The organism is Lentzea chajnantorensis (assembly GCF_054300775.1).
Genome location: NZ_JBSDZT010000002.1, coordinates 1,082,659 through 1,100,703 on the forward strand (window position 1 = coordinate 1,082,659; position 18,045 = coordinate 1,100,703).

19 protein-coding genes and 1 pseudogene are annotated in these 18,045 nt (G+C 69.4%); 14 read left to right on the forward strand and 6 right to left on the reverse strand.

Going from position 1 to position 18,045, the window contains the following annotated elements:
- Positions 1-35 precede the first annotated feature (35 nt).
- Genes ACVDFE_RS05950 through pknB form a run of 7 tightly spaced genes read left to right on the forward strand, consistent with a single transcriptional unit; the run spans position 36 to position 9,354 of the window.
- Positions 36-833 carry an FHA domain-containing protein gene (locus tag ACVDFE_RS05950; RefSeq protein WP_458434277.1) on the forward strand — a complete coding sequence of 266 codons (798 nt, stop codon included), beginning with the start codon at positions 36-38 and terminating at the stop codon, positions 831-833.
- 51 nt (positions 834-884) lie between these two features.
- Complete coding sequence (locus tag ACVDFE_RS05955) at positions 885-1,346, forward strand: FHA domain-containing protein FhaB/FipA (RefSeq protein WP_053732084.1); 462 nt, start codon at positions 885-887, stop codon at positions 1,344-1,346.
- Entirely contained in the window at positions 1,343-2,767 is a 1,425-nt protein-coding gene (locus tag ACVDFE_RS05960; RefSeq protein ID WP_360397069.1) for a PP2C family protein-serine/threonine phosphatase, read from the forward strand. The genes ACVDFE_RS05955 and ACVDFE_RS05960 overlap by 4 nt, the downstream gene beginning before the upstream one ends.
- Complete coding sequence (locus tag ACVDFE_RS05965) at positions 2,768-4,243, forward strand: FtsW/RodA/SpoVE family cell cycle protein (RefSeq protein WP_458429825.1); 1,476 nt, start codon at positions 2,768-2,770, stop codon at positions 4,241-4,243.
- Positions 4,240-5,718 carry a peptidoglycan D,D-transpeptidase FtsI family protein gene (locus ACVDFE_RS05970; protein WP_360397070.1) on the forward strand — a complete coding sequence of 493 codons (1,479 nt, stop codon included), beginning with the start codon at positions 4,240-4,242 and terminating at the stop codon, positions 5,716-5,718. Before ACVDFE_RS05965 ends, ACVDFE_RS05970 begins: the two co-directional genes overlap by 4 nt.
- On the forward strand, positions 5,718-7,286 hold the full coding sequence (locus ACVDFE_RS05975; RefSeq protein ID WP_458429826.1) for a protein kinase domain-containing protein: 1,569 nt from the start codon (positions 5,718-5,720) through the stop codon (positions 7,284-7,286). Before ACVDFE_RS05970 ends, ACVDFE_RS05975 begins: the two co-directional genes overlap by 1 nt.
- Positions 7,287-7,341: 55 nt before the next feature.
- Positions 7,342-9,354, forward strand: coding sequence for a Stk1 family PASTA domain-containing Ser/Thr kinase (gene pknB, locus ACVDFE_RS05980; protein WP_360397072.1), 2,013 nt, complete (start codon positions 7,342-7,344; stop codon positions 9,352-9,354).
- 60 nt (positions 9,355-9,414) lie between these two features.
- Here pknB and ACVDFE_RS05985 read toward each other — a convergent pair.
- A pseudogene (locus ACVDFE_RS05985) lies at positions 9,415-10,057 on the reverse strand (aminodeoxychorismate/anthranilate synthase component II).
- A 104-nt stretch (positions 10,058-10,161) separates the two neighbouring features.
- Between ACVDFE_RS05985 and ACVDFE_RS05990 the strand changes: the two are divergent.
- From ACVDFE_RS05990 to ACVDFE_RS06000, 3 genes are all read left to right on the forward strand, one after another.
- On the forward strand, positions 10,162-11,478 hold the full coding sequence (locus ACVDFE_RS05990; protein ID WP_458434278.1) for a pyridine nucleotide-disulfide oxidoreductase: 1,317 nt from the start codon (positions 10,162-10,164) through the stop codon (positions 11,476-11,478).
- A gap of 85 nt (positions 11,479-11,563) precedes the next feature.
- Positions 11,564-11,686 carry a hypothetical protein gene (locus ACVDFE_RS05995; protein WP_458429827.1) on the forward strand — a complete coding sequence of 41 codons (123 nt, stop codon included), beginning with the start codon at positions 11,564-11,566 and terminating at the stop codon, positions 11,684-11,686.
- Positions 11,683-12,138, forward strand: coding sequence for a hypothetical protein (locus tag ACVDFE_RS06000; RefSeq protein WP_458429828.1), 456 nt, complete (start codon positions 11,683-11,685; stop codon positions 12,136-12,138). Before ACVDFE_RS05995 ends, ACVDFE_RS06000 begins: the two co-directional genes overlap by 4 nt.
- Here the strand turns inward: ACVDFE_RS06000 and ACVDFE_RS06005 are convergent.
- Together ACVDFE_RS06005 and ACVDFE_RS06010 are read right to left on the reverse strand one after the other, a co-directional pair.
- The gene (locus ACVDFE_RS06005; protein WP_360397075.1) at positions 12,125-12,280 is read right to left on the reverse strand and encodes a hypothetical protein; all 156 of its coding nucleotides are present in this window, start codon (positions 12,278-12,280) and stop codon (positions 12,125-12,127) included. The genes ACVDFE_RS06000 and ACVDFE_RS06005 overlap by 14 nt on opposite strands.
- Complete coding sequence (locus ACVDFE_RS06010) at positions 12,280-13,491, reverse strand: class E sortase (protein WP_458429829.1); 1,212 nt, start codon at positions 13,489-13,491, stop codon at positions 12,280-12,282. The genes ACVDFE_RS06005 and ACVDFE_RS06010 overlap by 1 nt, the downstream gene beginning before the upstream one ends.
- A gap of 210 nt (positions 13,492-13,701) precedes the next feature.
- On the opposite strand from ACVDFE_RS06010, the gene crgA reads away from it, so the two are divergent.
- Complete coding sequence (crgA, locus tag ACVDFE_RS06015) at positions 13,702-13,968, forward strand: cell division protein CrgA (RefSeq protein WP_065915483.1); 267 nt, start codon at positions 13,702-13,704, stop codon at positions 13,966-13,968.
- 222 nt (positions 13,969-14,190) lie between these two features.
- Positions 14,191-14,586, forward strand: coding sequence for a PH domain-containing protein (locus tag ACVDFE_RS06020; protein WP_458429830.1), 396 nt, complete (start codon positions 14,191-14,193; stop codon positions 14,584-14,586).
- A gap of 1 nt (position 14,587) precedes the next feature.
- Here the strand turns inward: ACVDFE_RS06020 and ACVDFE_RS06025 are convergent, their stop codons facing one another.
- Both ACVDFE_RS06025 and ACVDFE_RS06030 read right to left on the reverse strand, forming a co-directional pair.
- Entirely contained in the window at positions 14,588-15,478 is an 891-nt protein-coding gene (locus ACVDFE_RS06025) for a rhomboid family intramembrane serine protease (protein ID WP_458429831.1), read from the reverse strand.
- Positions 15,475-16,023: a peptidylprolyl isomerase gene (locus ACVDFE_RS06030; protein WP_360397079.1), complete on the reverse strand. Its 549-nt coding sequence runs from the start codon at positions 16,021-16,023 to the stop codon at positions 15,475-15,477. Before ACVDFE_RS06030 ends, ACVDFE_RS06025 begins: the two co-directional genes overlap by 4 nt.
- 94 nt (positions 16,024-16,117) lie before the next feature.
- Between ACVDFE_RS06030 and ACVDFE_RS06035 the strand changes: the two genes are divergently transcribed.
- Entirely contained in the window at positions 16,118-16,684 is a 567-nt protein-coding gene (locus tag ACVDFE_RS06035; RefSeq protein WP_360397080.1) for a hypothetical protein, read from the forward strand.
- Here ACVDFE_RS06035 and ACVDFE_RS06040 read toward each other — a convergent pair whose 3' ends face one another.
- Positions 16,685-17,218 carry a DUF2020 domain-containing protein gene (locus ACVDFE_RS06040; protein WP_458429832.1) on the reverse strand — a complete coding sequence of 178 codons (534 nt, stop codon included), beginning with the start codon at positions 17,216-17,218 and terminating at the stop codon, positions 16,685-16,687.
- A 110-nt stretch (positions 17,219-17,328) separates the two neighbouring features.
- On the opposite strand from ACVDFE_RS06040, the gene ACVDFE_RS06045 reads away from it, so the two are divergent.
- Positions 17,329-17,724: a DoxX family protein gene (locus ACVDFE_RS06045; RefSeq protein ID WP_360397082.1), complete on the forward strand. Its 396-nt coding sequence runs from the start codon at positions 17,329-17,331 to the stop codon at positions 17,722-17,724.
- The last annotated feature ends 321 nt before the right edge of the window (positions 17,725-18,045 follow it).

Sequence of the window (18,045 nt, forward strand, 5' to 3'; positions counted from 1 at the left end):
GGTCAGCACCACCTCGCACCGCAGGAGACCGAGTCATGAGCCAGCCACCCGGCTACGGACAAGGACAGGGCCAGCCCGGCCACGACCCTTATGGTCAGCAGGGCGGCTACGACCAGGGTTACGGCCAGCAGCAGGGCTACGGCCAGCAGCAGGGCTACGACCAGGGCTACGGCCAACAGCAGCAGCAAGGCGGGTACGACCAGGGCTACGGCCAGCAGGGCGGCGGCTACGGCGGCGGCCAGCAGGGCTATGACCAGGGGTACGGCCAGCAGCAGGGCTACGACCAGGGTTATGGCGGCCAGCAGCAGGGCTACGGCCAGCAGGGTTACGACCAGGGCTACGGCGGCGGCCAGCAGGGCGGCGGCTACGACCAGGGTTACGGCCAGCAGCAGGGCTACGGCCAGCAGGGCTACGACCAGGGCTACGGCGGCGGCCAGCCGGCCGGCGGCTACGACCAGGGTTACGGCCAGCCCGCCGGTGGGTACGACCAGGGCTACAACCAGGGCGGATACGCCCCGCCGGCAGTGCAGGGCGGCAACCGCCAGCTCAACGCCACGCTGCACCTCGACGACGGGTCGAACCGGACGTACAACCTCAAGCAGGGTGGAAACGTCGTAGGACGTGGGCAGGAAGCCGACTTCCGCCTCCCCGACACGGGTGTGTCCAGGCGCCACCTGGAGATCACCTGGGACGGGCACAGTGCGATGCTCGCTGATCTCGGTTCGACCAACGGCACCACGGTGAACGGCACGCCAGTGCAGACTTGGCAGCTCGCGGAGGGCGACGTCGTCCGCATCGGCCACTCGTCACTGGTCTTCCGCACCGCGGGCTAGAGGTCGACACGGGCGTCGGTAAGCAACTCAAGGCAGGAGCGGTTACAACCGGTGCCAGAGCTGGTGATGCAGCTGACCAGAGCGGGCTTTCTCGTGCTCCTCTGGCTCTTTGTGCTGGCCGCCCTACGTGTGGTCCGCTCTGATCTCTACGCGGCCTCAGGGCTCCGGGCGTCAGGTCTGCCCGGTTTCCGGAGGTCCGACAAGTCGGCGAGGGGTAGCAAGGCGCCGAGGACGCTCGTGGTCACCCACGGCGCGCTCACCGGCACCCGCATCTCACTCGACGGCCGGCCGATCCTGATCGGCCGCGCGGACGACTCGACTCTCGTGCTGGACGACGACTTCGCGTCGACCAGGCACGCGAGGCTGTCGATGCGCGGCACCGACTGGTACGTGGAAGACCTCGGCTCCACGAACGGCACCTACCTAGACCGAGCCAAGGTCACCGCACCACTGCGCGTACCTCTCGGCACCCCGATCCGCATTGGCAAAACGGTGATCGAGCTGCGCTCATGACCTTGGTTCTTCGATACGCGGCCCGAAGCGACCGGGGCCTGGTCCGTTCCAACAACCAGGACTCCGTGTACGCGGGCCCCCGCCTGCTCGCAGTCGCCGACGGCATGGGTGGCCACGCCGCCGGCGAAGTCGCGAGCAAGGTGGTCATCGCCTCGCTGGCCCACGTCGACGACGACGAGCCCGGCGACGACCTCCTCGGCAAGCTCCGCGACGCGGTCGCGGCCGGCAACGGCGCCATCTCCGAGCTGGTCGCGAGCGACCCGGACCTGGAGGGCATGGGCACCACGCTGACCGCGGTGCTCTTCGCGGGCAACCGCCTCGGCCTGGTGCACATCGGCGACTCGCGCGCCTACCTGCTCAGAGAGGGCGGGTTCGCGCAGATCACGCACGACGACACGTTCGTCCAGTCGTTGATCGACGAGGGCCGGATCACGCCGGACGAGGCGGCCACGCACCCGCAGCGCTCGTTGCTGCTGCGCGCCCTCACCGGGCACGACTTCGAGCCCAGCCTCACGGTGCGCGAGGCACGGGCCGGTGACCGGTTCCTGCTGTGCTCGGACGGCCTGTCCGGTGTCGTCTCGATGGAGACGCTGGACGAGGCGATCCGCATCCCGGACCCGCAGGCCTGCGCGGACCGGATGATCGAGCTCGCGCTCAAGGGCGGCGGCCCCGACAACGTCACGGTGATCGTGGCGGACGTCGAGGACGTCGACTTCGGCGACGACTACCCGATCGTCGGCGGTGCGGCCGGTGACGGCAGCGAGGAGCACAACACCCCGCCGGACTCCGCGGCGTCACGGGCGAGCGCGCTCACGCAGCAGCGCCAGCCGATGCCGCAGCGGATGGAGGCACCGCCGCCACCGCCGCAGGACCCGAAGCGCAAGAAGCGCAACGCCCTCAAGGCGTTCGCGATCGTCTTCCTGCTGCTCGTCGTGGTCGGCGCGGCCGGGGTCGGCGGCAAGCTGTGGCTGAACACCCAGTTCTACGTGGGCGCGACCGAGGACGGCCAGGTCGCGATCTTCCGCGGGCTCAACGGCAGCGTGCTCGGGTTCAAGCTCTCGTCGAAGGTCGAGGACTCGTGCCCGCCCGGCTCGTCGGGCTGCACGCCGATCGCGGTGAAGGACCTGCAGGAGGCCGGGCGCAAGACGATCACCGAGGGCATCCGCAGCGACAACGGCATCGACGGCGCGCGCGCCGCGGTCCGCATGCTGCGCACGGCGCACATGCTGCCGTTGTGCAAGGACACCTCGGCCTCGTCCACCCCGACGTCGCCGACCACGACGACCCCGCCCACGACGACGACCCAGCCCGCGAACGGGACGCCCTCGTCGACCACGGCCCCCGCGGGTGGCGAGACCACCCAACCCTCGCTCACCTCGTCCGCGCAGAAGCCGGGCGTGGAATGCCGGGAGGGTCCGTAGTTGAAGGGCTCACCCGCCCCGTCCGGGGACGGCTCACCAGTCGCGTCGCTGGCGACCAGCACGTCGCCGGGGCTGCGGGCGCCGACGCGGCGCGGCACCGAACTGGTGATGCTCTCGTTCGCGGCCGGGCTCGTCACGCTGGCTCTGATCCTGGTGGAGCTCAACCAGGAGCGCTCGCTCAGCCTGCGCATCCTGTACCTGGGACTCGCCTACCTCGGCCTGTTCGCCTGCGCGCACCTCGCCGTGCGCCGCTGGGCGCCCTACGCCGACCCGGTGATCCTGCCGTGCGTCGCGCTGCTCAACGGGCTCGGCCTGGTGGTCATCCACCGGATCGACCTCGCCATGGAGGGCACCGTCTTCGCGGACGGCTCGACGTGGGACCCGATGGCGTTCAAGCAGGTCATCTGGACCGCGATCGGACTGCTGCTGTTCGCGGCCACGCTGAAGTTCCTCACCGACCACCGCACCCTGGCGCGCTTCGGCTACACGTTCGGCCTGGCCGGGCTGGTCGCCCTGCTGCTGCCCGGTGTGCTGCCGGGCTTCATCGCGCCGACGATCAACGGCGCGAAGATCTGGCTGCGGATCGGCCCGTTCTCCATCCAGCCGGGTGAGTTCGCCAAGATCCTGCTGATGGTCTTCTTCGCCGCGTTCCTGGTGTCGAAGCGGGACCTCTTCACCACCGCGGGCCGCCGGTTCCTCGGCATGGACCTGCCGCGCGCCCGCGACCTCGGCCCGCTGTTCGCGGCGTGGGGCGTGGCGGTCGCGGTCATGGTCCTGCAGAAGGACCTCGGCTCGTCGCTGCTGTTCTTCGGCATCGTGCTGGTGCTGCTCTACGTCGCCACCGAACGCGCGGCCTGGGTGGTGCTCGGCCTCGGTCTGTTCGCCGGCGGCGCGGTCATCGCGTGGAAGCTCTTCACGCACGTCCAGCAGCGCGTGGCGAACTGGTCGGACCCGATCGCCACCTACAACGACGACGGCGGCGGCTACCAGATCGCGCAGTCGCTCTTCGGTCTCGCGACCGGTGGCATCGGCGGTGCCGGGCTCGGTGCCGGGCGGCCGGAGATGATCCCGGAGTCCAACACCGACTTCATCACCGCGGTGATCGGCGAGGAGCTCGGGTTCGTCGGCTTCGCCGCGCTGCTGCTGGTCTACATGGTCGTCGCGATGCGCGGCCTGCGCGGTGCCATCTCGGTGCGCGACAGCTTCGGCAAGCTGCTCGGCGGCGGCCTGGCGTTCGCGATGTGCTTCCAGGTGTTCATCGTCGTCGGCGGTGTCACGAAGCTGATCCCGATGACGGGCATCACCGCCCCGTTCCTGTCCAAGGGCGGTTCGTCGCTGCTGGCGAACTACGTCCTGATCGCGTTGCTGCTGCGGATCTCCGCGGCCGCGCGGGCGCCGCAGCGTGCTCCGAAGCCGAAGCCGCAGCAGCCGGCCATCGCCGACCAGCACACAGTCATGGTGGAGCGTCCGAAATGAACACACCGCTCCGCCGGGTCGGCTTCGCCATGATGGTGATGATCCTGCTGCTGCTGGGCAACGCCACGTGGGTGCAGGTCATCAACGCCGACGAGTGGCGCAAGAACCCGAACAACCGCCGGGTGCTGCTCGACGAGTACGCCCGCAAGCGCGGTCTGATCATGGCCGCCGACGGCATGGTGATCGCGGACGTCAAGGAGACGACGGACCGGCTCCGGTACCTGCGCACCTACGCCGCGCCGCAGGCGTACGCCCCGGTGACCGGGTACCTCTCGGTCACCTACGGCACCGCCGGCATCGAGCGCGCCGAGAACGACCTGCTCAACGGCTCGGACGACCGGCTGTTCGCGCGCCGCGTCTCGGCGTTGATCACCGGTCGCGACCCGGTGGGCGGCAACGTGCAGCTCACGCTGGTGCCGCGGGTCCAGCAGATCGCCTACGACCAGCTGGCGGCGAAGGGCTTCCGCGGCTCGGTCGTCGCGATGAAGCCGGACACCGGCGAGATCCTCGCGATGGTCAGCACGCCGTCCTACGACCCGAACCTGCTGGCGAGCCACGACCCGACCGCGCAGCAGACCGCGTGGAAGCAGCTCACCACCGACGGCAACGGCGACCCGTTGATCAACCGCGCGATCCAGGGCATCTACCCGCCCGGCTCGACGTACAAGGTCGTCGTGGCCGCGGCCGCGCTCGCCAACGGTGACACCAAGGAGTCGCAGTACACGGCGGCGGGCTCGATCCCGTTGCCGGGCACGAACAACTTCCCGTTCCCGAACTACAACGGCCAGCCCTGCGGCAGCGGGCAGACCGCGTCGATGGAGCTCGCGCTCGCCAAGTCGTGCAACACGGCGTTCGGCGAGATGGCGGCGAAGGTCGGCAAGGCCAAGCTGCAGGCCCAGTCGGACAAGTTCGGCTTCAACGACGACGACCTCAGGGTGCCGATGGCGGTCGAGAACTCGACCATGGGCCCGGTCCCCGACGAGCCCGCGCTCTACCAGAGCGGCATCGGCCAGCGCGACGTCCGCGTGACCCCGCTGCAGAACGCGATGATCGCGGCGACGATCGCCAACGGCGGCAAGCGCATGCAGCCGTACCTGGTGTCGAAGATCCTCGGCCCCGACCTGAAGACGGTCGAGGACACCGAGCCCGACGAGATCAACACCGCGATGAGCTCGGCCAACGCGGCCGCGCTGCGCGACATGATGGTCCAGTCGGAGGCGAACACCGGCGGCGAGGGCAGGATCGCGAACGTCCAGGTGGCGTCGAAGACCGGTACCGCGGAGGTCGGCGGCAGCCGGGAGCAGACCGTGGCACCGCACGCCTGGTACATCGCGTTCGCGCCGGCGCAGAAGCCGGAGATCGCGATCGCGGTGATCGTGGAGAACGGTGGCGACCGCGGCCTCGGCGCGACCGGCGGCAAGGTGGCGGCGCCCATCGGCCGCGCCGTGATGAACGCGTATCTGGCGGGTCGCTGATGCTGACCACGGGCCAGCTCCTCGCCGACCGCTACCGCCTCACCAGGCGGATCGCGGTCGGTGGCATGGGCGAGGTCTGGGAGGCGGCCGACGACCGGCTCGACCGCCGAGTCGCCGTGAAGGTGCTGAAGGCGGAGCTGTCCGGCGACGCCGAGTTCCTGCACCGCTTCCGCGTCGAGGCGCGGATGACCGCGTCGCTCAACCACCCCGGCATCGCGTCGGTGCACGACTACGGCGAGACCGCGTCGGTCGCGGACGGGCCGGAGGACACGGCGTACCTGGTGATGGAGCTCGTCGAGGGCGAACCGCTCGCGACGATCATCTCGCGGGGCCGGCTCACCGCCGAGGTGACGCTGGACCTGCTGGAGCAGACCGGGAACGCGCTGCAGGCCGCGCACGAACGCGGGCTGGTGCACCGGGACGTCAAACCGGGCAACATCATGGTGACGCCGTCGGGCAAGGTGAAGATCACCGACTTCGGTATCGCGAAGGCCGTCGACGCCGCTCCCGTGACACGATCCGGCATGGTCATGGGCACCGCGCACTACATCGCTCCCGAGCAGGCGCTCGGCGGCGAGGCCGAACCGGCGAGCGACGTCTACTCGCTGGCCGTGTGCGGCTACGAATGCCTTGCGGGACATCGGCCGTTCCTGTCGGACAACGCGGTGACGGTGGCGATGATGCACATCCGCGACATCGCGCCGCCGTTGCCGCCGGACGTGCCGCCGGGTGCGCGGGCGTTGATCGAGGCGACACTGGTGAAGGACCCGCGGCAGCGCTACCGCACCGGTGGCGAGTTCGCCGCGGCGGTCAGCGCGGTGCGGGTGGGCCAGCCGCTGCCGACGCCGTCGGGTTTCACGATGCCGCCGATCCCGCAGCAGGTGCAGCAGCAGCACCAGGTCGCCCAGCAGATGGCACCGCAACAGCAGCTGGCGCCCCAGCAGCTGGCCCAACAGCAGCTGACGCCTCCGCAGGTGCCGCAGCAGGTCGCCCCGCAGCAGCCCCAGGTGTCCCAGCCGTTGCAGGTACCACCGCCGATGCCGCACCACTCCGGTGGTCAGCCTCGCGCCGGTACCCATCCGGGCATGCAACCGGTACAACAGCAACCGGTGCCGCACACCGGGACGTTCGCCCCGATGCCACCGCCACCCGGGAGGAACCGGGTGACCGTGTGGGTTATGGTCGCTCTTCTGGTGACTGCTCTGCTGGTGATCGGCGGAGTCGTCGCCTGGAAGCTGACCATCGGGAAGACCGCTGCCGGCGAGCAGGGCGGCTTGCCGCAGAACACGAGCACGAGCAGCCCGAACGCACCGGCGAACGGTCAGGCGAAGCCCGACTCCGCCGACCGGATACCGGGCACCTCGACGACACGGCTCGACGAGGACGACTACCTCGGCCGGACCGGCGACGAGGTCAGCACGCAGCTGAGCGACCACGGCCTGGAGCCGACCGTGCTGAGCCCGCAGGGCACGGCACCGGGAGACCTGAGGAAGTGCCGCGTCACCGCCATCGCGCCGACCGGCGACGTGTCGGCCGGGACGCGGGTGAAGGTGACGTGCCGGGCATGAGCAGAACCAGAACCGAGATGGGAACACCGTCGATGAGGAGCGGGACGAAGCACCGATGAGCACTCCGCGACTGCTCTCAAACCGCTACGAACTGGGTGAGACCCTCGGGTACGGCGGCATGTCCGAGGTCCACAAGGGGCGGGACGTCCGGCTCGGCAGAGACGTGGCGATCAAGGTGCTGCGCGCTGACCTCGCCCGCGACGCCCAGTTCCAGGAGCGGTTCCGGCGCGAGGCGCAGAACTCGGCTGCTCTGAACCACCCGGCGATCGTCGCGGTCTACGACACCGGCGAGACGCAGACCGAGTACGGCCCGCTGCCCTACATCGTGATGGAGTTCGTCGACGGGCGGACGCTGCGCGACATCGTGAAGACGCAGGGACCGCTGTCGGGCAAGCGCGCGATGGAGGTCATGGCCGACGTCTCGGCCGCGCTCGACTTCAGCCACCGCCACGGGATCGTCCACCGCGACGTGAAGCCGGCGAACGTGATGATCACGAAGTCCGGCGCCGTGAAGGTGATGGACTTCGGCATCGCCCGCGCGCTGCACGACGGCCAGGCCGCGGTCACGCAGACCGCCGCGGTGATCGGCACGGCCCAGTACCTGTCGCCGGAGCAGGCCCGCGGCGAGTCCGTGGACGCGCGGTCCGACGTCTACGCGGCCGGCTGCGTGCTGTTCGAGCTGCTGACCGGGGAGCCGCCGTTCACCGGTGACTCGCCCGTCGCGGTCGCGTACCAGCACGTGCGGGAGGACCCGAAGGCGCCGTCGTCGCTGAACCCGAAGGTGTCGCCGCAGCTCGACGCGATCGTGCTGAAGGCGATGGCGAAGGGCCCGGCCAACCGCTACCAGTCCGCCGCGGAGATGCGCGCGGACCTGGTGCGCGTGCTGTCCGGCCAGCGCCCGTCCGCGCCCGCCGTCATGACGGCCGAGGATCGCACGGCCGTGATGAACGAGCAGTCGGCCTCGCGTTCCGCGCGCACCCAGGTCGTGAACGGCGGCCGGCACCGTCCGGCGGCGTTGAAGTCGGAGCCGGACGACGACTACGACCCGATCGCCGACGAGGAAGAGGAGCGGCGCGCCAAGCGCAAGAAGACCATCATGATCGCTTTGGTGGTTTTCCTGTGCATCGCCGTGCTCGGCCTCGCCGCGTGGATCACCACGAGTCTGATGAAGCCGGGCGACAGCGACACCCCGGAGAAGGTGCCGGTGCCCGCCGTCGTCGGCATGGAGCCGTTGACGGCCAACGACAAGCTGACCCAGTCCGGGCTGAAGCCGAAGCAGGAGCTGGTGCCCTGCGAGCCGGGTGCGAACGGGGCCGCGGCGCCGTGCACGTCCGAGCAGATCGGCAAGGTCATCGGCACGAACCCGCCGGAGGGCACCTCGCTGCTGAAGGGTGCCGAGGTCGTCGTGCGCGTCGGTTCGCCGCCGGGCGAGGGTGCCGTGCCGGACCTGAAGGGCAAGACTCCGAACGAGGCCCAGCAGATCCTGGACAAGGACCCGAACGGCTTCAAGGTGCAGCAGAGCACCGACACGGTCGAGACCGACGACCCCAACAAGGTCGGCAAGATCGTGCAGCAGAATCCCGAGTTCGGCCTGAAGCTGAAGAAGGGCGGCACGATCACCATCAGCCTGGGCAGGGCGCCGGACAAGCAGAACGTGCCCGGTGTGGTGGGCCAGGACCTGGAGACCGCGCGCCAGACGCTGGAGGGTTCCGGCTTCAAGGTCAACGTGGCGCAGGCGGACAGCCAGAAGCCGCAGAACGAGGTCATCTCGCAGACCCCGCAGGCCAACAGCAAGGCCGTCAAGGACGCCACGGTCACGCTGACGGTCTCGAAGGGCAACCTGATGGAGATGCCCGACCTGACCGGCCTGTCGCAGAAGGACGCGGAGACCAAGCTGCGGGCGCTCGGCTGGAACGGCAACTTCAACGTCGACGAGCAGCAGGTCCAGCCCGGTTCGCCGCAGAAGGACAAGATCATCTCGCAGCAGCCGGCGAAGGGCTCGCCCATCGGCAAGGGCGCCGCGGTCACGGTGGTCATCGGCCGGACCGGGCTCCTCCCGACCAACTGATCGGCTCATACGAGAAGAGGCCCCCTCCCGGCGTCGGGAGGGGGCCTCTTCTCGTATGAGCTACTGGCGGGCCGCGGCGGCGAGCGTGCGCATGCCGTTCTCCAGCTGCGCGACCGTGGCCTCCGGCACCTCGTACCCGCAGACCTTCAACCAGTTGGCGAGCATCCGGTGGCCGCCGTCGGTGAGCACCGACTCGGGGTGGAACTGCACACCCTCGACCGGGAAGCTCCCTGTGCCGCATGGCCATGACGATGCCGGTCTCGGTCTTGCCGGTGACCTCGAACTCGGCGGGGATCGTCTCCGGCAGCACCGTCAGCGAGTGGTAGCGGGTGGCGATGAACGGCTTCGGCACCCCGTTCAGCACGCCGGCGCCCTCGTGGAAGACGATGCTCGTCTTGCCGTGGAGGAGCTCCGGCGCGCGGTCGACGGTGCCGCCCCACACCACGCCGATGGCCTGGTGGCCGAGGCAGACGCCGAAGACCGGCTTGCCGGTGTCGGCGCACTTCTTGATGACGTCGATGCTCGACCCGGCGCGCTCGGGTGTGCCCGGACCGGGGCTCACCAGCACGCCGTCGACGCGGTCGATCTCGGTGAGGTCCACCTCGTCGTTGCGCCGCACGACGCACTCGGCCCCGAGCTGGGCGAGGTACTGGACGAGGTTGTAGACGAAGCTGTCGTAGTTGTCGACCACGAGCACGCGCATGAAGAGAGCCTAGTCGGTCCCGTCGAGTGAGTTAGCTCTCGTCTTCATTGAGGTAAGGCTTCCCTAAAATAGGTGTCATGAGTCGTCCCTTGCGCGTCGCTGTGATCGGCGCGGGTCCGGCCGGTGTGTACGCGGCCGACATCCTCACCAAGTCCGACGTCGACGTGCAGATCGACCTCTTCGAGAAGCTCCCCGCGCCGTACGGCCTGGTCCGCTACGGCGTCGCGCCGGACCACCCGCGCATCAAGGGCATCGTGACCGCGCTGCAGAAGGTGCTGGACAAGCCGTCCGTGCGCTTCTTCGGCAACGTCGAGTACGGCGTCGACCTCAAGCTCGACGACCTGCGCCAGTTCTACGACGCCGTCATCTTCTCCACCGGCGCCTCCGCCGACCGCGAGCTCGACATCCCCGGCATCGACCTGCCCGGCAGCTTCGGCGCCGCCGACTTCGTGTCCTGGTACGACGGCCACCCGGACGTCCCCCGCACCTGGCCGCTGACCGCGACCGAGGTCGCCGTGCTGGGCGTCGGCAACGTGGCGCTGGACGTCGCCCGCATCCTCGCGAAGACCGCCGACGAGCTGCTCGTCACCGAGATCCCCGCCAACGTGCACGCGGGCCTCGCCGCCTCCCCCGTCACCGACGTGCACGTGTTCGGCCGCCGCGGCCCGGCCCAGGCGAAGTTCACGCCGCTGGAGCTGCGCGAGCTCGACCACTCGCCGAACGTCGAGGTGATCGTGCACGCGGAGGGCATCGAGTTCGACGAGGCCTCGATGCGCGCGATCCGCACCAACAAGCAGGTCGAGATGATCGTGAAGACCCTGCAGGAGTGGGCGATCCGCGACGTCGGCAACCGCCCCCGCCGGCTGCACCTGCACTTCCTCGAAGCACCGGTCGAGGTGCTGGGCACCGACGGCGTCACCGGCCTGCGCACCGAGACGCAGGAGCTGACCGGCGACGGCGGCGTCCGCGGCACCGGCCGGTTCACCGACTGGGACGTGCAGGCCGTGTACCGCGCGGTCGGCTACCTCTCCACGCACCTCGCCGACCTCCCGTTCGACCACGTCTCCGGCACGGTCCCGCACCTCGCGGGCCGCGTGCTCGACCTCGACGAGGTGCCGATGCCCGGCACGTACGTCACCGGCTGGGTCAAGCGCGGCCCGATCGGTTTGATCGGCCACACCAAGGGCGACGCGCTGGAGACCATCACGAGCCTGCTGGAGGACGCCGAGTCGCTCCCCCGCGCCACCTCCCCCTCGCCGGACGCCGTCGTGCAGTTCCTGGAGCAGCGCGCCGTCCCGTTCGTCACGAACGAGGGCTGGCGCAAGCTCGACGCGCACGAGATCGCATTGGGTGCCGAGCAGGGCCGCGAGCGCGTGAAGGTCGTGCCGCGCGAGGAGATGACCGCCATCTCGAACGGCTGAGCCCGTTCTCCGATGAAGCCGCCACCACGCTTGACGTGGTGGCGGTTTCAGCTTTTCCGGTCGCGCCGATGCGGACACCGGGTGCGTGAACACCGATCTCGGTCGCCCGCCGGATGATCGGGAGACCGACGGCGTTCGCGCCGAGATGCGCACGCCGGCGGCCGACGTCGCGCGTGCGGTGGACGAGATCCTGGGGACAAGACCGTGAACGACGACCTGCGCAAACGCTTGGCGTTCTTCAACGCCGAGCTGACCGACGGCCGGCTCGACAGCAGGGACACCGTGGGGTTCGCCTGCGACCTGCTGCTCGCGGGTCTGGACACCCCGGCGGTGCGGGAGCTGGCCGGTGAGTCACCGGTCCAGGAGCGCATGAGCGAGACCTACGACCTGGCCCGGCAGATGCTCGTCGAGCTGGGCGTCGAGCCGATGACCTCGGAGCAGGCCGAGTGGTTCCTCGGCCGGGACGCCGCGCGGAAGGTCCTCGCCGGCGAGCCCCGTGCGGAGTGGAAGGACCGCACGTTCCACATCACGTTCCAGTTCTCGCGCGAGGACGACGACGTCTACTGGGCGTTGGGGCAGTACGACACGGACCCGGAGCCGTTCCGCGCCTACGTCCGCGAGTACCTGCGCCTCGCGGAGGCGCACCTCACTGGGTGGTGACGTTGTTGAACGGCAGCAGCGGTTCGGCCCACGGGAACACGACGAACATCAGCAGCGCCACGATGCCGAGGACGAGCACGACCGCCTCGGCGACGCGCAGGAACAGCGGGCCCGGCAGGTGCCGCCAGATCCAGCCGTACATCAGGCCTCCGTCATCTCGGGCGGCACGAAGCCGTCGGCGACCGGGTAGCTCTTGGTCTCGATGGCGTGCACGATCAGCCGCTGCTTGTCGGAGAACCGCGGGTGGCAGGTGGTCAGGGTGAGCAGGCGGGCCTGCTGCTCCGGCGGCACCGCCGCGTTCGGCTGGTGCGGGACCGGGGCGATGACCTCGCCCTGGCTCGGCACCACGATCTCCTGGCCAACGGTCTTGGCGTAGGCCTCGCCCAGCGTCGTGGACAGCGGGGCGATGCCGGTGCAGGAGGCTTCCTTGGCCTTCGGGTTGGTCGCCCAGCCGGCGACCTCGTTCTTCATCGGCAGGACCCGGTAGACGAACCACTGGGTCTGGGTCTGCACGACGATCGCGTTGCAGGACTCCAGCAGGTCGAGGTCGTTGAACGGCGCACCCTTGCCGACGCGGTGCCCCGCGATGGAGAAGTTGCCGGGCTGGCCGGGCTGCGCGGTGTCCTTGTAGTGGCCGGGGCCGATCTCGAGGTGCTTGTCGGTGGTGCCCTCGACGACGGAGAACTTCCAGTCGTTGCCGAAGACGGGGATGTACATCTTCGCGAAGGCCTTGCCCTCGATGAGGTTCAGCTGCGACTGGCGGTTCGGGTCGGCCGGGGGCGGCGTGACGGTGTTCGAGTTCCACTCGGAGTCGAGCGCCGCGGTGACCTCGTCCTGCTTCTGCGCGGAGAACAGGTCGGTCACGTAGACCTCGTAGACGACGAACAGCAGCACGACGAGGCCCATCGTGATGAGCACCTCGCCGAAGCCGCGGACGGCCTTGCGGCGGAAGCTCTCCGGCGGGAGCGCGTCCTTCTCGTCCTCGTCGTAGTAATCGTCGTCGTCGTAGTACTCGTCGTCGTAGTCGTCCTCGACCGGCTCGATGATCTCCGTCGGCGGGTCGACCGGGCGTGGACGGGGGCGCTGCGGTGCTCCTCGGGGCGGACCCTGGGGTGCGCCGGGGGGCGGGCCGGGCCGCCAGCCGTTCTGCGGGCCGGGTGCCTGCGGGCCGAATGCCCGCGGGCCGGGCGCCGCGCCGCGGGGCACGCCTCCCGGTGGGGTCGGCTGCGGGCCCTGCGGCGGGCCGGGGTGGCGCGGCGGAACGGTGGGCGGGGGCAGGCTGCCGGAGAAGGCACTGGTGAACTGCGTGGCGTCCGCGGGCGGCAGCGGCTGCGGTGAAGGTGCCGAGCGCACGTGCCGCAGGTCGTCACGACGGGGTGCAGGACGCCGTGGAGGCGGCTGCTGCGGTCCCGAGTTCACCTGAGAACCTCCGCGCGGACTGTGAACGGATTACAACTGCGTCTGCCAGGTGGTTCGCTCACCACCTCGGCTACGTTAACGTGTCTGCTGAGTAGTGCACGTAAACTCGCGCACTCAGAGACATCCACGTCAGGCGAGGACAGCATGCCCAAGTCCAAGGTCCGGAAGAAGGCGGTCTACACCGCACCCACTGACCGCCGTACGCCGGTCAAGGTCAAGGCAGCGGGGCCGTCCCACCCGGTCTACGTCGTCATCATGCTCGGCTTCATGCTGCTGGGCCTCGCGTGGCTCGTCGTGAACTACATCGCGGCCGAGAAGATCCCGTTCATGCTCGAGCTGGGCGCGTGGAACTTCGCCATCGGCTTCGCGCTGATGATCATCGGTCTGCTGATGACGATGCGCTGGCGGTAAGTCCGCCCCTGTCACGACTGGTCATCGACGGCCCGGACGTTCACTCGTCCGGGCCGATGTTCGTCCATGCCACGTTCACCTGGTTCACGTGGGCGTCACCGAAGCACATGGTTGTAAGTCATCCCCATTGGGGACAACCCCTGTGGACAACTTTGCGCGAAATTGCACAAGCGCCTCTTCCGCACTTCAGTTGTCCACATTTCATGCGGGACACTCGACGCTGTGACTCGCTCCTGGTCCACTCCCGCGCCGCTCGTCGCCGCCGCCTGGGTGTCCGCCGCCCTGCTCGCGTTCGCCACGGTCATCACCACCGAGAACGCCGGCCGTCTCCTCGTCGGGCTGGCAACGCTGCTGGTCAGCTACCTCGCCGCATTCGCCTCCCTCGCCCGCCCGCGGCTGAGCGCGGACGCGAACGGCATCGCGGTGCGCGGGTTCGCGAGCACCACGCACCTGGCGTGGCACGAGGTGAAGGTCAAGCTGCAGCACACGCGCAGGCTCGGCCGGGAACAGCAGGCGTTGGAGCTCGACGCCGACGACCGTCTCGTGGTGCTCACGAAACTGGACCTCGGCGCCGACCCGGAAGAAGTGGCGAGCGTGCTGCACGCACTGCGCCCGTGACTCAGATCCCGATGAGAGTCCTGAGCTCGCTCGCCCGCAACGCGAACATGCCCACCAGCAACACGACCGCGGCCGTCACGGCCCCGAGCTGGTAGAGGTTCCGGTTCTCGCGCGGTGCCTTGACCATCGCAAGCGTCAGCAGGCCGCCGATCACGAACCCGCCGAGGTGGGCGAGCAGTGAGGCGTTGGTGAAGAGGTTCGACACGAGGTTGATCACCACGATCACCACGACCGTCGAGATGTCGCGCTTCTTGCGCCGCCACACGACGATCAGCGCGCCCATGATGCCGAACACCGCACCGGACGCACCGGCGAGCAGGCCACCGGCCGCACCGAAGTAGAACGCCGCCGCGTTGCCGCCCAGCAGCGCCAGGAAGTAGACGAGGGTGAACCGCAGCCGGCCCAGCTCGGGCTCGACGCTCGACCCGGCGATGTAGAGCACCGCCATGTTGAGCACCAGGTGCCAGACGCCGATGTGCATGAACCCCGAGGTCAGGATTCGCCACCACTCGCCGTTGGCGACGAGGACGGGCTGGAGCGCGGACTCCAGGAAGATCGCGGAACGCTGGTTCAGCAGCGGGTTGCCCGCCTGCACCGCGGTGACGACGAACGCGAGCGCGTTCAGCACGATCAGCACGGGCGTGACGACCAGGCGTCCGTCGGTCTGCTCGGCCCCCACCAGGGTCTGCGAGCGCCGGCCCGACCTGCGGCCCTCGTTGACGCAGTCGACGCACTGGCTGCCGACGGCGGCCTCGCGCAGGCAGTCCGGGCACGCCGGACGGTCGCACCTCGTGCAGCGCAGCCGGGTGGGCCGATCGGCATGACGTGCGCAGACCGGCATCTCCGGCTGCGCTCCGATCGGCCCGTCCGGTGGGACCAGAGCGTCGCTCACGCGCGTTCGATCGTGACCCGCTCGATCTTGATGTCGTTGACCGGGCGGTCGTTCACGCCGGTCGCCGTGCCACCGATGGCGTCGACGACGTTGCGCGACTCCTGGTCGGCGACCTCACCGAAGATCGTGTGCTTGAAGTTCAGCCACGTCGTGGGCGCCACCGTGATGAAGAACTGGGAGCCGTTGGTGTTGGGCCCCGCGTTCGCCATCGCCAGCAGGTACGGGCGGTTGAACTGCAGGTCGGAGGTGAACTCGTCGGCGAAGCGGTAGCCGGGGCCACCGCGGCCGGTGCCGGTCGGGTCACCGGTCTGGAGCATGAAGCCCGCGATGACGCGGTGGAACAGGGTGCCGTCGTAGAACGGACCCGACTTCGTGCCGCTCGCGTTCGCTTCGGTGTACTCCTTCGAGCCCTCGGCGAGCCCGACGAAGTTCGCCACCGTCTTGGGGGCGTGGTCGGGGAACAGGGTGAGCCGGATGTCGCCCTGCGTGGTGTGCAGGGTCGCCGTCACCTTGGTCCCGACGAAGGATTCATTGCTGTCAGCCACCACCCCATCGTGCCATCACGGGCGGAGATGTTCAGAAACGGGCACGATGGGTACCTCTATTGACATCACCGGACGACAACGTGTGGAGCAGAGGATGGACGAGGTGGACGTCATGACCCGCGCCGGCGAATCGGTTGGCAAGGCTGTCGGCACCGGTCTGAAGGCCGCGCGTGAGGGTGTCGTTCGCGCTGGTCACGTCGCAGAGGTCAAGCTCGCCGAGCGTGGCATCACGACCGACCAGGTCCGCGGCGCACTCGTCGACCGCGCCGACCAGCTCATGGGCAAGGCGGAGGACTGGGAGAAGCAGACCCGCAAGTCCCGCAAGCGCCTCGCCAAGAAGAGCGCTCAGACGCGTGCCGACCTCATGACCAAGGCCGAGGTCGTGCGCAAGGAGGTGCGGAAGGCGGCCAAGCACGCCAGGAAGGACGCCAAGGTCCGCGCCAAGGAGCTCCGCAAGGCCGCGGCGAACCTCGGTGCCGAGGCTCCGAAGCGCCGCCGGTGGCCGTGGGTGCTGGGCCTGCTCATCGCGGCCGCGGCAGCCGGCTACGTCGCACTGACGCGGCGCCCCGAGGAGGTCCACCTGCACGAGGAGGAGCAGGCCCCGCACGCGGAGCCCGTCCTCAACGGCCAGGTCCCGACCCAGAAGGAACCCGTCAAGTAGCTACAACCCGAGGTTCTTGATCGCTTCTTCCGCGATCCGACGAGCCTTGATCGACTGCTTCTGGTTGGTAGTGACCACGACAGCGGCGTCGCTCTTCGCCACGGCGTAGACGACGCCGCTGTTGCTGCTCACGTACCCCCCGGTCCACCCGGTGGGTGAGTTGGCGGGCTGTGAACCGTCCGGCGCCGCCTCGTTCACGATCTTCTTGGCGACCCCTTGGTCGCCCGCGTACACGCGCACGGTCAACTGGACCTCAGTCGCGTTGGCGTAGAAAAAACACGCCGGGTGCGGTTCGTCCGTTGACAGTTTCACTTTCGGCACCCGCTGCCCGTTCGCCTCGGCCACGAACGTCGTCGGCAGGTAGGGGCACGCGCCGTCCTTCACGGGCTGTGGCGCGGGGGGCACTGCCGGTGCTGCGCTGGTCGTGGTCACGACCGGCGGAACGGGCGTGGTGGGCACCGGCACGTTCTGGGCGACCTGGGACCCGCACGCGGCGAGGACGCCGAGCAGGGGCAGCAGCAGTGCTCGTTTCATAGGGGCAACAGTCAACCAGATACCGATGGCGCCTCTACCGGCACACTCTAAATTGGTCCATACCTTTTGTGCCCTGTTACCCGCCCCTCGCCTCGGAAGGACCCGAGACCATGGAGTTCCTGGAGCAACGACGAGAGCACGCCCTGGGGCTGTTCCGCATCGTGATCGGACTGTTCTTCGTCATGCACGGCGTGCAGAAGGTGATGAAGGGAACCGAGCTGCTGTCCTGGCCGGCCGGCCCCATGAGCCTGATCGAGCTGATCGGCGGCGGTCTCATCGTCATCGGCCTGTGGACCCGCTGGGCAGCGCTGCTCAGCTCGGGCGCCATGGCCTACGCCTACTTCATCGTGCACCAGCCGAAGGGCCTGCTCCCGATCCAGAACGGCGGCGAGCTCGCCGCGGTCTACTCGTGGGCGTTCCTCCTGCTGGCCTGCACCGGTGCCGGCGCCTGGTCGATCGACAAGCTCCGCCAGTCCTCGAAGCAGCGCACCCTGGCATCCGCCTGACACACCCTTCACCACCCTTTCGAAGCCCTGTTCGCAACGCCGCGAACAGGGCTTCCGCCTTGCACCCCCGCGAACGGGCCACCGAAGGCGAGCCTGGTGAGTCCTGGCGAAGGAACCGCGAAGGCGAGTCTGGCCGGGTTCTCGGCGAAGGGCTGAGGGCGGTGCGCGGCTGAGGGTCCGGCGCGAACAACGCGACGAGTCCGACGGAAGCCAAGGGCAAGTCCGGCCGGGAATCTGGCGACGCCCAACGCGGGTCTGGCCGGGAAATCCGGCCTGGGCTCGGCCTGGGGATCCGGCGAGGCCGAAGGCCAGCCGGGCCGG

Bases quoted from the DNA above. Each gene is read 5' to 3' on its own strand.
- ACVDFE_RS05975 (WP_458429826.1), top strand. From the start codon at position 5,718: ATGCTGACCACGGGCCAGCTCCTCGCCGACCGCTACCGCCTCACCAGG.
- ACVDFE_RS05950 (WP_458434277.1), top strand. From the start codon at position 36: ATGAGCCAGCCACCCGGCTACGGACAAGGACAGGGCCAGCCCGGCCAC.
- ACVDFE_RS06005 (WP_360397075.1), bottom strand. From the start codon at position 12,280: ATGTACGGCTGGATCTGGCGGCACCTGCCGGGCCCGCTGTTCCTGCGC.
- crgA (WP_065915483.1), top strand. From the start codon at position 13,702: ATGCCCAAGTCCAAGGTCCGGAAGAAGGCGGTCTACACCGCACCCACT.
- ACVDFE_RS06040 (WP_458429832.1), bottom strand. From the start codon at position 17,218: ATGAAACGAGCACTGCTGCTGCCCCTGCTCGGCGTCCTCGCCGCGTGC.
- pknB (WP_360397072.1), top strand. From the start codon at position 7,342: ATGAGCACTCCGCGACTGCTCTCAAACCGCTACGAACTGGGTGAGACC.
- ACVDFE_RS05970 (WP_360397070.1), top strand. From the start codon at position 4,240: ATGAACACACCGCTCCGCCGGGTCGGCTTCGCCATGATGGTGATGATC.
- ACVDFE_RS05960 (WP_360397069.1), top strand. From the start codon at position 1,343: ATGACCTTGGTTCTTCGATACGCGGCCCGAAGCGACCGGGGCCTGGTC.
- ACVDFE_RS06045 (WP_360397082.1), top strand. From the start codon at position 17,329: ATGGAGTTCCTGGAGCAACGACGAGAGCACGCCCTGGGGCTGTTCCGC.
- ACVDFE_RS06035 (WP_360397080.1), top strand. From the start codon at position 16,118: ATGGACGAGGTGGACGTCATGACCCGCGCCGGCGAATCGGTTGGCAAG.